At 45.0% G+C, this 14,508-nt stretch carries 13 protein-coding genes; all 13 read right to left on the bottom strand.

The window, feature by feature from the left end; all coding sequences use genetic code 11:
- Positions 1–17: 17 nt before the first annotated feature.
- Positions 18–1,076, bottom strand: a complete 1,059-nt coding sequence (gene ispG / locus BLV86_RS02160) for a flavodoxin-dependent (E)-4-hydroxy-3-methylbut-2-enyl-diphosphate synthase (RefSeq protein WP_090814969.1) — start codon at positions 1,074–1,076, stop codon at positions 18–20.
- A 5-nt stretch (positions 1,077–1,081) separates the two neighbouring features.
- Positions 1,082–2,278 carry a M50 family metallopeptidase gene (locus BLV86_RS02155; protein WP_090814968.1) on the bottom strand — a complete coding sequence of 399 codons (1,197 nt, stop codon included), beginning with the start codon at positions 2,276–2,278 and terminating at the stop codon, positions 1,082–1,084.
- Between the two features lie 14 nt (positions 2,279–2,292).
- Positions 2,293–3,450 carry a 1-deoxy-D-xylulose-5-phosphate reductoisomerase gene (locus BLV86_RS02150; RefSeq protein ID WP_090815020.1) on the bottom strand — a complete coding sequence of 386 codons (1,158 nt, stop codon included), beginning with the start codon at positions 3,448–3,450 and terminating at the stop codon, positions 2,293–2,295.
- Between the two features lie 16 nt (positions 3,451–3,466).
- Entirely contained in the window at positions 3,467–4,321 is an 855-nt protein-coding gene (locus tag BLV86_RS02145; RefSeq protein ID WP_044916870.1) for a phosphatidate cytidylyltransferase, read from the bottom strand.
- Positions 4,322–4,505: 184 nt separating this feature from the next.
- Positions 4,506–5,258 (bottom strand): isoprenyl transferase, encoded by a 753-nt coding sequence (locus tag BLV86_RS02140; protein WP_031552959.1) that lies wholly within the window; start codon positions 5,256–5,258, stop codon positions 4,506–4,508.
- Position 5,259: 1 nt separating this feature from the next.
- Positions 5,260–5,814, bottom strand: coding sequence for a ribosome recycling factor (gene frr / locus BLV86_RS02135; RefSeq protein ID WP_029200677.1), 555 nt, complete (start codon positions 5,812–5,814; stop codon positions 5,260–5,262).
- Between the two features lie 48 nt (positions 5,815–5,862).
- On the bottom strand, positions 5,863–6,567 hold the full coding sequence (gene pyrH / locus BLV86_RS02130; protein ID WP_031552955.1) for a UMP kinase: 705 nt from the start codon (positions 6,565–6,567) through the stop codon (positions 5,863–5,865).
- Between the two features lie 202 nt (positions 6,568–6,769).
- Complete coding sequence (locus BLV86_RS02125; protein ID WP_031552953.1) at positions 6,770–8,431, bottom strand: peptide ABC transporter substrate-binding protein; 1,662 nt, start codon at positions 8,429–8,431, stop codon at positions 6,770–6,772.
- A 30-nt stretch (positions 8,432–8,461) separates the two neighbouring features.
- Positions 8,462–9,448, bottom strand: coding sequence for an ABC transporter ATP-binding protein (locus BLV86_RS02120; RefSeq protein ID WP_090814967.1), 987 nt, complete (start codon positions 9,446–9,448; stop codon positions 8,462–8,464).
- On the bottom strand, positions 9,448–10,512 hold the full coding sequence (locus BLV86_RS02115) for an ABC transporter ATP-binding protein (protein WP_090814966.1): 1,065 nt from the start codon (positions 10,510–10,512) through the stop codon (positions 9,448–9,450). The genes BLV86_RS02120 and BLV86_RS02115 overlap by 1 nt, the downstream gene beginning before the upstream one ends.
- A gap of 10 nt (positions 10,513–10,522) precedes the next feature.
- Positions 10,523–11,578 (bottom strand): ABC transporter permease, encoded by a 1,056-nt coding sequence (locus BLV86_RS02110; RefSeq protein WP_090814965.1) that lies wholly within the window; start codon positions 11,576–11,578, stop codon positions 10,523–10,525.
- Positions 11,579–11,652: 74 nt separating this feature from the next.
- The gene (locus BLV86_RS02105; protein WP_031552942.1) at positions 11,653–12,570 is read right to left on the bottom strand and encodes an ABC transporter permease; all 918 of its coding nucleotides are present in this window, start codon (positions 12,568–12,570) and stop codon (positions 11,653–11,655) included.
- 407 nt (positions 12,571–12,977) lie between these two features.
- Complete coding sequence (locus tag BLV86_RS02100; protein WP_090814964.1) at positions 12,978–14,462, bottom strand: DUF1846 domain-containing protein; 1,485 nt, start codon at positions 14,460–14,462, stop codon at positions 12,978–12,980.
- Between the last annotated feature and the right edge of the window lie 46 nt (positions 14,463–14,508).

The raw sequence follows: 14,508 nt of genomic DNA, 5'->3' as shown, positions 1-14,508 counted from the left end.
ATATCGAGATGATCATTTTACATCTTCTCTATTTCTTCTCTTAGGGTGTTAAGAAGCTCTGCCTCCGGCACTTTACGGATGATCTCACCCTTCTTTATAAGGAGACCTTCACCTTTTCCCCCGGCGATACCGATATCGGCTTCCTTCGCTTCTCCGGGACCGTTTACAACACAGCCCATAACAGCAACCTTCAGGTTTTTATAATCATACTCCTCCACAAGAGTCTGTACTTCATTTGCAAGGCTTATGAGGTCAATGTTGGTTCTTCCGCAGGTCGGGCAGGAAACAACTTCGATGCCGCCGGTGCGAAGACCAAGAGTCCTTAAAATAAGCTTTGCTGATTTAATCTCTTCCACAGGATCCGCGCTCAAGGAAACACGGATGGTATTTCCGATACCCTGACCTAATATCATGCCGAGACCTATTGAAGATTTAATGTTTCCGGACCATACTGTTCCGGCCTCGGTAATTCCTACATGAAGAGGGTGTCGGGTCTTGTCAGCAATAAGTTCGTGAGCTCTTGTACACATAAGAACATCCGAGGACTTAATGGAAATAACCAGATTGTCATAGCCCATATCTTCGATGAGCTTTACCTTCTGAAGTGCAGATTCCACTATTCCTTCGGCAGTGACATGACCGCCGTACTTTTCGATGAGATCCTTTTCAAGAGAACCGGAATTTACTCCCACACGGATGGGGACGTTGTGAGCCTTTGCGCAGTCAACAACAGCCTGTATCTTTTCGTTTGATCCGATATTTCCCGGATTGATACGGATCTTGTCGGCACCGTTTTCAATGGCAGCTATGGCCATCTTGTAATCAAAATGGATATCCGCCACAATGGGGATATGCACCTGCTGCTTTATCTCCTTAAGGGCCAGTGCTGCCTCATTTGTGGGGACGGTGCATCTGATTATCTCGCATCCGGCTTTTTCAAGTCTTAGTATCTGTTCAACAGTGGCCTTTACATCCTCTGTTTTGGTATTGCACATGGACTGGATCGCAACGGGATTGTTCCCGCCGATCTTTACGTTTCCAATGTTTACAACTTTAGTGTTCTCTCTTGGTAACATTTAAATTAACCTCCAAGTATAGAAGCATAGGCTCCGGAAATGATATTCCAGATATCGTTTGACAATATGACAAGCATCAGCATAAGTAAGGCTGCCATGCCGATCTGATTGATGCGCTCCTCGACGGAAAAAGGAAGCCTGCGTCTCGAGATCATTTCGAAAAGAATGAATATCAGTCGTCCTCCGTCAAGGGCTGGTATGGGCAAAAGATTCATGATGCCGAGATTTGATGACAGCATGCTTAAAAGTTCCAGGAAAACCAGAAAGGCATTAAAAAGACCGTATTCCGAGGATTTTTCAACGGTGGTGCTTATGACGCTGACAGTACCAACGGGCCCCATAACCTCATTTCGATGTACTTTTCCTTTTGCGATGAGTCTAAGGCTTTGGATTACGATAGTAAGATCATACCGGAATTCATAGTAGGAATACTTTATGAACTGCAAAGGGTCAGATGCAAGCATCCTTCCCCCGTAAAAAGCAAGTCCCAGCTTGTAGGCCTTTTGCTCTTCATTGTAGTAGGGTTTAAAGGTGATGGTTTCTTTTTTTCCGTTACGGAGAACTACAGCGTCAAGGAGTGTACTTTCGTCAAAGTCCTCCGCATTGATATACATCCACATGAAAAGATCCCTGTATCCGGGCATTCTGGATAGGTGTTTATCATGAAGGCCGAGATATATGAGATTGTCTTCCTGTTGGAAACCTGCTTCTGCAGCAGGGACATTTTCAACTGTATCGGTTATATACAGAGGATCAAAACCGCAGAAAAAAACTATCACAGCTGCAAAAACTGCAGCCAGTATAAAGTTGTTCATTACTCCTGCAATACAAATGAAAAATCGCTGTATGGCAGGTTTCTGCTGGAAACTGTATTTAACGATTTCGGATTTTCTGAAACGGACACCGTCATAGTCGATCCATGGATCACCGGTATTTTCCCGGTCCGGCAGTTCTTCCCCGAAAGACACAGAAAAATCGCCGGAACCGGCAGAGTCTTCTCCCAGCATGGCACAGCTTCCGCCGAGTGGCAAAAGCTTCAGTGAGTAACGGGTGTTGTTTTTTACCCGGCTTATAAGTCTTGGCCCCATGCCTATGGAAAACTCAAGAACACCCACATGGCAGAGCTTGGCAGCCAGAAAGTGTCCGAGTTCATGGAAAAATATTAAAAAACTCAAGCCCAAAAGGGCGACAATTATTCCCAAGTTTATATCTCCTGTCAGCGTACTATTTTTGAGTTGGTTTTTACATAATCTCTTGCCCATTTTTCGATGGAAAGGATCTCTTCCACAGAGGGAGAAGCCACTACGTGGGCTTCATGGGCATTCATGGCCTCTTCGATAACATCGGCTATTTCAAGGAAATCTATCCGGTCTTCAAGGAACATGGCAACCGCTTCCTCGTTGGCTGCATTGTAGACAGTCGGCATGGAGCCTCCGGTTCTTCCGGCACGGAAGCCAAGGGCGAGACCCTTGAAGGTATCCATGTCCGGATCTTCAAAGGTGAGCTGACCTAATTTTGCCAGATCCAGTCTCTGGTCCTCCGGGAGTGCACGGCGGTCAGGCGCATAAAGGGCATATTCGATGGGAATCCTCATGTCCGGAAGACCAAGCTGTGCCTTGACAGAACCGTCTACATACTGAACAGCTGAATGGACGATGGACTGAGGCTGTACAACAACCTTTATCATATCGACAGGAACATTGAAGAGCCAGTGGGCTTCCAAAACCTCCAGACCTTTATTTACCATGGTGGAGGAATCTATGGTTATCTTTCTTCCCATAGCCCAGTTAGGATGCTTAAGGGCATCTTCTTTTGTTTTACCCCTGAGTTCCTCCCGCTTTTTGCCTCTGAAAGGACCGCCTGAAGCAGTCAGAAGGATCTGTTCTATACGTTCATGAGGTTCTCCCGTGAGGGACTGCCAAATGGCGCTGTGTTCCGAGTCTATAGGCTTAATGTCTATGCCACATTCTGCGGCCAGGGGCATGATGATGTGCCCTGCGCATACCAGGGTTTCCTTGTTGGCGAGAGCAACCTGTTTATGAGCCTTAAGGGCTGCGATGGTAGGCTGGATTCCTATCATTCCCACAACGGAAACCACAACCTCATCACAGTTTTCCATGGTTGCAATCTCGATAAGTCCTTCCATTCCGGAAAGAACCTTCACAGGTAAGCCGAAGCCTTTGAAGGTCTCAGCTTTTTTCTCGTCATATATGCAGACTACTTCAGGATGAAGTGCTTCTACCTGCTCTTTTAATTTATCAATGGAACCGTAAACAGCGAGACCTGTGACTACTATCTCCGGGTCACCATTTATGACATCGATAGTCTGGGTTCCTATGGAACCTGTGGAACCAAGTATTACCAATCTTCTCATAAACATTAATCCTCTTTCAGATATTTAAAAATGTTAAGGCAAAATAAACTGCAGGTGCAGTGAAAATCAGTGAATCAAATCTGTCCATGATACCTCCGTGACCGGGGATCAGGGTACCGTAATCCTTTACCTCATAATCCCTTTTGATGCCGGAAGCGGTGAGGTCTCCCACCATGGAGATGAGTGCTCCGATTGCGCAGGCAATGGCACATGTTGCTCCCGGGTTAAGGATATAGGTAAAACGGCTCTGAAGGATCGTGGCATAAACAAAACCAAGGAGCGCTGCTCCTATGACCCCTCCGACTGCTCCTTCCACGGTTTTTTTGGGACTCAGTATGGGAGTCATTTTGTGTTTTCCTATGAGCATCCCCGTGCAATAAGCAAAGGTGTCGGAACCCCAGCTGGCAATAAAAATGAGCCATACAAGATACACTCCGTCAGGCATGACACGGGTCTGATACAGATAACTCATCATGATGCCGGCATAGCAGACGCACATAAAGGCTTTTGCCACTGCTGTGATCTTATAGGTTGGATAAGTAATGACGTAAAAAGACATGAGAGCCATGAGACTCAATACCACCATAAGAGTGAAGTATTTGTCCAAATCAAACCAAACTATCACATAATAAGCTATGGTGGTAAGGTAGCCCACGAATCCCAGTGATCTTTTCTCTATTCCGAAAACCCTGTACAGTTCGAAAAGACCTATCATGGAAATGAGGAAGGTCAGAAGAAACAGGGGCAGACCTCCCATGGGCACTATTATTGCCGCGAGAATAACCAGAATTATACCGCTTATAAGTCTCGTGATGAAGGAACCGGGTTTCTTTTCATTATGATCTTTTTTTAAATTATCTGTAGCTGACATATGTATTCCCATTGATCATATAAGGTTCCGCAGGCTGCAATATGCAGAACGGCAGAACTTTATACAACAAAGACAGGCTTCTTTTCTATCGCAGGTGCGTCGAAATAAACTGTCGACGCATCGCGGGCAGGTAAGGGAATATCATTGCCCGAACCCGATTGGTAAAAGAAGCCTGAGTCAAAATTTATTTTTTTAATCTGCCGCCAAAACGACGTTCGCGGCTGTTGAAGTTATCGATGGCCTTCAATAACTCTTCTTTGTTGAAGTCGGGCCAGAGAACCTGAGTTATATAATATTCCGCATAGGCACTCTGCCAAAGAAGGTAGTTTGAAATCCTGAATTCACCGGAAGTCCTTATGACGAGATCCGGATCAGGCATCCCGCTTGTATCGAGATAACCGGAAAATGCCTGTTCTGTCAGAGCTTCTATCTCCTCCTCGGATTTTCCTTCTCTCAGAGCCTCAAGGGTATATTTTCTTACAGCCCGGACGATTTCGTCTCTTGAACCGTAGTTTACCGCAAAGACAAAAGTCATTCCCGTGTTCTGAGCCGTTTCCTTCTCGAGACTCTCGATGCCCTCCCGGATGTCCGGGGCAAAGCGGCTTCTTTCACCTATCATGCGGGCTTTGACATTGTGCTCATTTGCAACCTTAATAAGCTTGACCATATATAAACGGAAAAGCTTCATCAGGGCTCCTACCTCTTCCTCTGAACGTTTCCAGTTTTCTGTTGAAAATCCATAGACGGTCAGATACTTTACTCCGAGTCGTGCACAATCCGCAACGATGGTTTCAAGAGTTTCGCAGCCCTGCTTGTGACCCATGGCTCTGGGAAGTCCCCGTCTTTCTGCCCATCTTCCGTTTCCGTCAAGAATAATGGCGATATGAGCAGGGATATTGCGGCCTTCGTTATTTATGATATCGTTAACGTTTTCCATATTAAACAGTTAAGAGTTCCTTGTTCTTTGCTTCAACAGACTTGTCGATCTTCTCGCACATGTGGTCTGTAAGCTCCTGAATATCCTTTGTTGCACGGGTAAGATCATCCTCTGTCATCTCAGATGACTTCTCGAGCTTCTTTGCAAGATCCATGGCATCACGACGGATATTTCTGATGGCGATCTTAGCCTCTTCGCCTTTCTTCTTAACATCCTTTGTGAGTTCCTTACGTCTCTCCTCTGTAAGCTCAGGGAAAACGAGACGGACAACAGTTCCGTCATTTGTCGGGTTGATACCGAGATCAGACATATTTATAGCCTTCTCAATCTCTTTAAGCAGGCTCTTGTCCCATGGCTGGATCTGGATAAGACGTGCCTCGGGAACGGAAATGTTACCTACCTGCTGAATAGGTGTCGGTGTGCCGTAGTAATCTACCATGATACGGTCCAGCACATGAGGGTTTGCACGTCCTGCACGGATAGTTGCAAGCTCTGACATGAGGTTATCATGTGTTTTGTGCATCTTCTCGATATAAATGGTAAATTGATCATCCATAATTAAATCCTCCTGTTTAAACCCGGTGTTTCGGGATAATGTATATTTTTATGCTGTAACTCTGGTGCCGTTTATCTGTCCCTTGAGAGCATTGGCAATTCCGTTTTCTTCGTTAAGAGAGAAAATAGCCAACGGCATATGGTTTTCCATGCAGATAACAGATGCAGCCAGGTCTATAACACCTAAACGCTTGTCTACTACTTCCTGGATGGAAAGTTCATCAAACTTCTTTGCATCAGGATTTATCTTTGGATCTGAGTCATATACCCCATCGATAGCCTTGGCAAGAAGTATTTCGTCACATTCAAGTTCAACTGCACGGAGAACTACGCCGGTATCTGTTGAAAAGTAAGGGTGACCGGTTCCGCCTGCGCAGAATACAACTGTTCCCTCTGCCATGGCATTGAGAGCTTTGTCTTTATTGAAAAGATCTGCCATATCCCCAATCTGTATCGAGGACATGACCATGGTTTTCATACCCTGTGTTCGGAATATTTCAGATACATATATACAGTTCATGACTGTGGCAAGTATTCCCACCTGATCGGCTTTATAGCGGTCTACAGCCTCGGACTGGCGGCCTCTCCAGAAATTTCCGCCGCCGATAACTATGGCGATCTGTACACCTTCATCTACTGCTGACTTAACTTCTCTGGCAACTTCTCTGATAGTATCATCATCAAAGCCGAAATGTTTTTCGCCGGCAAGGGCTTCGCCGGAAAGTTTCAGCATAACTCTTCGTTCATTTGACATAAAAATATCTCCATTCTGCCAATTCTCAGGCATATAGTAATGAAGGATGATCCTTCATACCTTTATATGTTATTTTAGACTAAAATAGGACAGCTTAAAAGTGCCTACATTAAGGTTTATTCTAGCATATTACAAAGTAAGGGGCAACAAAACAGAAAAATCCCCTGAGGCTTTTGCCTCAGGGGAAAACTGATTCTAAGTCTTATTCAAATGAACCGTACATGAAGTACCAGTAGCCGTATGGTGAATGCCATGTGCCCTTGAGATTTGGCTTCTGGAGCCAGAACTCATTGTAGTACGCAATAGGAGCCATAGCAGCATCGTTAAGAAGAACCTGCTCTGCCTGATGAAGAAGATCGTAATGCTTGTCAATGTCAGTTGTGCTTCTTGCTTCATCTACAAGCTTATCAAACTCTGCTGATGAGTACTTACCATCGTTGTTTCCGTTGGTGGTCTCAAGAAGGTTGATCATGTTTGAAGGATCATCCCAGTCATATACCCAACCGTTACGTGCAACGTCGAAGTTGCCTGCACGACGGTCAGCTGTAACAGTCTTCCACTCCTGGATGTTTACATTCATGGTTAATCCAAGCTCAGCCCATGCAGACTGGAGATACTCGGCAACTGCCTTGTGGTATCCGGAATCATTTGTAAGGTAGTCAAATGCAGGGAAACCTTCACCATTTGGATAGCCTGCCTCTGCAAGAAGCTCCTTTGCCTTTTCAAGGTTGGCGTCGTAGTTCTCGATATCAAAGTGATCGCCGTACTTTTCCTTTGTTACATCTACAAAAGAAGAACCTTCAGCTGCATCAGATACGCCGGCACCTACAAAGTTTGTAGCAGGTGAATATGTACCCTGCATGATGGTATCTGCAACATACTTACGGTCGATGGCAAGTGAAAGTGCCTCACGCACCTTGGCGTCATTGAAAGGCTCCTTCTGTGTATTGAAGGTTACATAGTAAGTTCCCATAAGAGGCTCTACATGGAACTCTTCGTTACCATTAAGAGTAGGTATCTCTTCAGTAGGAACATCCTTAATCATATCAAGCTCGCCCTGGTTGTATGCGGTGTATGAAGTATTGGAATCCTCGATAAGATGCCATACAATCTTGTCGAAAGTGATGTTTTCTGCATCCCAGTAGTACGGATTCTTCTCAAATACGATCTGAGAACCGTCTGTGAACTCAGTCATATAATAAGGACCGTCTGTGATATAAGTTGCAGGATCGGTTGCCCAGCTATCTCCGGCAGCTTCGATGGTTGCCTGCTGTACAGGAACCATAACTGTAAATGCAGCAATCTTGTCAAAGTAAACACAGGGATTTGAAAGGTGAACAACAAAGGTGTTGTCATCGGTAGCTTCTACCTGAAGGGCGTCAATGTCTCCCTTTGAAGCTTCTTCATAACCGGCAACAACATTAAGAAGGTCATAGCCGTAAGGTGCAGCAGTATTAGGGTCTGCAACTCTCTTCCAGGAATAAACAAAGTCATTGGCTGTAAGAGCGCTTCCGTCTGACCATTTAAGATCAGGTCTCAGATGGAAAGTCCATGTAAGACCGTCCTCTGATTGTTCCCAGCTTTCTGCAAGACCTCCTACGATATCGTTGTTCTGATCGAACTTGAGAAGACCTTCAAAAGCATGAAGAATCATGTTTGCACCATCAGATGCAGAGTTAAGTGCAGGGTCGATGGTCTCAGGTGAAGGACCTCTCTGTACATTAAGTACCTTTTCGGCATCAGATGACTCTGAAGCATTGCCTGGCGCAACTGATTCAGGAGTGGTGGATGAACCACCGCAGGCTGAAAGCAAAAGTGCTGCAGATACAGCTGCTGCAACAATAGCGGTTAAATTCTTTTTCATAAATACCTCCGTTTTTCATTATATATTACTTCAATTAAGTTTATCCAGATGATGACATGCTGCATAGTGTCCTGGCTTAACTTCTTTGAATTCAGGTTTTGTCTGTGCACAGAGCTCGTCCGCATAAGGACATCTGGTCCTGAAAGGACATCCTGAAGGCGGATTCATGGGAGAAGGTACATCTCCGTTTAGGATGATACGTTTGGAAGCTCTTGCAGTTTTTGGATCTGCTATAGGTATAGCAGAAATAAGTGATCTTGTATACGGATGCATCGAGTGGAAAATGAGTTCATCGGAATCTGCAAGTTCCACCATGTTTCCAAGGTACATAACACCTATTCTGCTGGAAATATGATTTACGATGGAAAGGTCATGGGCAATAAACAGATAAGTAAGACCCATCTTCTGCTGCAGATCCTCGAACATGTTCACAACCTGTGCCTGGATAGAAACATCAAGCGCCGAAACCGGCTCGTCACAAACTATAAACTGAGGATCAACTGCCAGAGCCCGGGCAATGCCTATACGCTGACGCTGTCCGCCTGAGAACTCGTGAGGATAACGGTTTGCGTGCTCACTGTTGAGACCAACTGTTGAGAGAAGCTCAAGTATCTTTTCTCTACGTTCTGCCTTTGTCTTGTAGAGTTTATGTATATCAAGGGCTTCACCAACTATATCTCCAACTGTCATACGAGGATCAAGTGATGCGTAGGGATCCTGGAATACGATTTGCATCTTACGGCGATATGGAAGCATATCCGCTTTAATATTGCTTTCTGAGTCGAAAATCACATTTCCATCATATACTATTTTTCCGGAAGTAGGCTCTGTGAGTCTCAGAATGGAACGTCCTGTGGTGGTTTTTCCGCAGCCTGACTCTCCAACCAGACCGAAGGTTTCTCCCTTCTTGATAAAGAAGCTGACATCGTCAACAGCCTTAACTACTTTTTTTGTTCCTGCTACGGGAAAATACTGTTTGAGGTGGGATACTTCAAGTAAGATATCTTCTTTATTCATCACTTTTCACCTCCTGCGTTTAATGCTTCCCTTATGACGATGCCATGGTCATCTGTGGAAACGGTGGTTTTTCCCATTTCGAAGTCTTCCTTCTGCTGAAGCCAGCATCTTGAATAATGAATGCCCTCATAGTTGTTTCTTAAAGGCTTCTTATCAAGACAAATCTTCATGCAGCTCTTACATCTCGGAGCAAAGCCACAGCCCTTTGGAGGATTAAGAAGATCCACAGGCTGTCCTTCGATGGGAATCAGTCTTTGGTACGTCTGTTCCGCAAGGTTTGGGATAGACTTAAGAAGTCCCTTTGTATATTCGTGCTTGGGATTATAGAAAATGTCGTCGGTGGTTCCGTATTCAACGATCTCTCCTGCATACATAACTGCAATATGATCGCACATGCTTGCAACTACACCGAGATCATGGGTGATCATGATGATTCCCATGCCAAGCTTTTTCTTAAGATCCTGCATAAGGTCAAGAATCTGGGCCTGGATGGTAACGTCAAGGGCTGTTGTTGGCTCATCGGCGATAAGGAGCTTAGGTTCACAGGCAAGAGCCATAGCGATCATGACACGCTGACGCATACCGCCTGACAGCTCATGAGGGAACTGCTTTAGGCGCTTATCGGGCTCATTGATACCTACAAGGGTGAGAAGCTCTTTTGCTCTTGCGGTAGCTTCCTTTCCTTTCTTATCGGTATGTAGCCTGATGGCTTCCTCCAACTGGTTTCCTATGGTCCAGACAGGGTTAAGAGAAGTCATGGGATCCTGGAAAATGATGGATACTTCCTGTCCGCGGATACGTCTCAGTTCCTTCTCTGTCATCTGATCAATGCGATGACCGTTGAACTCAACGGAGCCGCCCATGATCTTTCCGTTCTCTGCTGTAAGACCCATGATGGAGTAGGCTGTTACGGATTTACCTGAACCTGACTCTCCTACGATGCCGAGGACTTCACCCTCCTTCATCTGTATGGTTACATCATTTAAGGTCTTGACCTCTCCTGCAGGAGTGAAAAAGGAAAGACGTTCATGCTGTATATTTACTAAGTATTCTGATTCTGCCATGTTAATCTCCTTACTTCTGCTTCATCTTAGGATCGAAGGCATCACGAAGACCATCACCTAAAAGATTGAAGCTCAGGATAATGATAAAGATAAGTGCAGCAGGTGCGAAAAGCTTTTCCGGATAGGTCTGGAAGCCGTTGAGCGCAGCACTTGCAAGGGAACCCAGTGAAGGCATGGGAGCCTGAACACCGAGACCAAGGAAACTGAGGAAAGACTCAGTAAAGATAGAGCTTGGTATCTGAAGTGTTGTGGTAACGATAAGTGTTCCCAGACAGTTTGTGATGAGATGCTTTCCGATGATGCGCTTGTCATCTGCACCAAGAGCCTTTGCGGCAGTAACGTACTCCGACTGCTTGAGAACCATGATCTGTGAACGGACTATACGTGCCATACCAACCCAGTAAAGGAGGGCAAACACTATGAACATGGAGATCATATTTGGTCCAAGCTTCTCTATCCATCCAAAACCCGGAGCTGCACCAAGCTTTTCCAAAGGGAACTTAAGGGTCTGGGCAAGAAGGATGATGATAAGGACATCAGGTACGGTATAGATGATATCGACTATACGCATCATGATCATGTCCACCATACCGCCAAAGTAACCTGCTATGGCACCGTATATAGAACCTATAAAGAGGATAAGGACGGAGGCTACGATTCCGACGGTCATGGATACTCTTCCGCCAACCAGAACACGGATCATATAGTCACGTCCGTTCTGGTCTGTACCCAGAAGATGAGGAAAAATATTTTCACCGGCAGCTATCTTCTGCTGCTCCATCTTTGAAAATGCCATGGGAGCAAGTCTTTCCGAACCCTTGATCTGTTCCTCGTATCCATATGGATAAAACATGGGAACTATGTAACAGAAAAACATGATTATAAGCACTATGGTAAGTGCTGTCATGGCAATCTTATTTCGGCGAAAACGCTGTATGCCGTCTTTGAAGAAGCTTACAGATTCACGCATGACATTTAATGACTGCTTCTCCTCTGTAGAGGCAGGAGCAAAGTCGTCAACATTGAGCTGAAGGCTCAATGGGTTTTTAACTTTATTTTCAGACATATGAGGAATTTCCTTTCGGTGGTTTAGCCTATCTCAAAACATCAGGTTTTAATCCTGAGGACAGGACTTTTTTATCACTTAAGTTTGATACGTGGATCGATAACTGCGTAAAGTATGTCTACGATAACATTCATGCAGATGACGAAGACCGCCAGGAATATGGTGGTTCCCATGATCATAGGATAGTCACGGGAGGTGATGGCTCCAACGAATTCAGAACCAAGTCCCGGGATATTGAAGATCTTTTCAATGATGAAAGATCCTGTCATAAGTGATGCAAGTAAAGGTCCAAGGTAGGTAACTACCGGCAGGATGGCATTACGCAAGGCATGCTTGAAAATAATCAGTAAGGTACTTACACCCTTTGCTCTTGCTGTTTTCATGTAGTCCTGACCGATAACATCCAGCATTGAAGAACGCATGAGACGTGCTATATAAAATGTCGGATAAAGAGCAAGTGCTGTTACCGGCATGATATAACTTTCGGGAGTTGTGAGTCCCAGAGACGGAAGCAGCTTGAGCTTCGTTGTAAATACATACATAAGAAGTGTTGATGAAAGGAACGAGGGTATGGCTATTCCAGCCGTGGACAACACCACCAGAATATTATCTACAAGCTTTCCCCTGTTAAAGGCTGCAACAGAGCCCAGTGGAACTCCGATGCAGACTGCAACAATAAGCGCACAGGCACCAAGTCGCGCAGAAACAGGGAACTTGGTCGAGATGATCTCAGCTACAGTACGACCTCTCTTCTTGAGGGACAAACCGAAATCACCGTGAAGAAGACCACTGAGATATGTTAAATATTGCTGCGGCAGCGGCTTGTCGAGACCGTACTTGGCTTCCATCGCAGCCTGAGCCTGCGGTGTGACCGCCTTTTCTGCCAGGAAAGGTCCGCCGGGAACCAGATTCATGATACAGAAAGTCAGAGTTGCGACAAGGAATGCCGTGACCACAGCCATAATTACTCTTTTCGCTATGTATTTTGGCATAATAAAAAACCTCCTTGATAATCAGACATAATGAGAAATATACATTATAGTTATCTCTATTTCAAGGACAAAATTTAATGGTTTAAAGTGTATGATGTTTAAATCACTAAATATGTTTGTTCACAACGGACAAACATTTGTCTATTGTACGTGTACACTAAAAAACAGAAGCTTTGATCGCTTGATATGAAATATTGATATGGTAAACAGCTTTAATATGAAATTATGCCAATATCAAAATGGTAAGTTTCTATAGGTTTAGTTATGTAATTTTGATCCACCCGATGTTCCAAAAAAACAAAAGCCGAAGCCTTGCCATATAGTCAGGCAAAGCTTCGGCTGAAACCGGATTAAATATTAAAATACTATACCTACGTATGTTAAGTGAAAGATGCGTCCTTGCATCATCAGTTATGGAATAACTTTGAAGTCTGGTACTGCGGTTCGCAGGTGACATTGATGCCAAGCTTCTTGAAGGTGCGGGCGTCTACTTCGGAAAGAATTACTGAGCTGTGTACCTCGCAGCCCTTAAGCTTTTCAAGCTGCTGCATGGCGATTTCTGCATTATTGTCTGTGGTTGCACAGATGGTAAGCGCAATGAGGATCTCATCGGTATGAAGTCTCGGGTTACGGTTACCCAAATGCTCGGTTTTTAAATGCTGGATAGGCTCGATGATCTCTCTTGAAATAAGATTTACAGAGTCATCTATTCCGCCCATTACCTTAAGGGCATTTAAAAGCATGGCTGAGCAGGCTCCAAGTAAGGTTGAAGTCTTTCCGGTTACGATGGTTCCGTCTGAAAGCTCGATGGCTGCTGCGGGCTCTCCTGTCAGCTCTGCCTTTTGCTTTGCTGCGGCAACAGCAGGTCTGTCATCGCTGGAAACATTGGCCTGCTCCATGAGAAGCTGAAGCTTGTCAACCACCTGCTGTGTACCGTCACCTTTACGGAGGTCACATAATGCAGTGTAGTAACGACGGATGATCTCCTGACGTGATGCATAGCTACAGTTGTCATCATCAACGATGCCGTAGCCTGCCATATTTACGCCCATGTCTGTCGGGGACTTGTAAGGAGATTCGCCGTAAATGCGTTGGAACATGGCATTAAGTACAGGGAATACCTCAACGTCACGGTTATAGTTTACTGTGGTCTTGCCATATGCTTCAAGATGGTAAGGATCAATCATGTTTACATCATTAAGATCCGCAGTAGCTGCTTCATAAGCAAGGTTTACAGGATGCTTGAGAGGGATATTCCAGATCGGGAAGGTCTCGAACTTGGCATAGCCTGCCTTAACGCCGTGCTTGTTCTCCTGATAAAGCTGTGAAAGACAAACTGCCATCTTTCCTGAACCGGGACCGGGAGCTGTAACGACAACCAGGGAGTGGGTTGTCTGAATGTATTCATTCTTTCCGAAACCGTCATCTGAAATGATGAGCGGAAGGTTTCCGGGATACCCCTGTATGGGATAATGTCTGTATACCTTGACACCAAGGCTCTCGAGCTTCTTCTGGTAGGCAACGGCACTTTCCTGCCCGTCAAATCTGGTGAGTACTACAGAACCCACGAAAAGACCGTAGCTTCTGAAGGCATCGATGAGACGAAGAACATCCATGTCATAGGTTATGCCAAGGTCTCCTCTTACTTTGTTTTTTTCAATGTCTCCGGCATTGATAACAACAACTATTTCAACGTCTTCCTTTAACTGGGTAAGCATACGGATCTTACTGTCGGGCTGGAATCCGGGAAGGACTCTTGAGGCGTGATAATCATCGAACAGCTTGCCGCCGAACTCGAGATACAGCTTGCCGCCGAATTTGGAAATACGCTCTCTGATATGCTCGGACTGCATCATTATATACTTGTCATTGTCAAAACCTTTTTTAAACATATTTGTGCTCCCTGAAAAAATTTAGACGAAAAATAACCTAAGAAAG

This window comes from Oribacterium sp. KHPX15 (genome assembly GCF_900107835.1).
In the GTDB taxonomy this organism is placed as follows: Bacteria; Bacillota; Clostridia; order Lachnospirales; family Lachnospiraceae; genus Oribacterium.
This window is presented reverse-complemented; position numbering and strand designations above follow the sequence as displayed.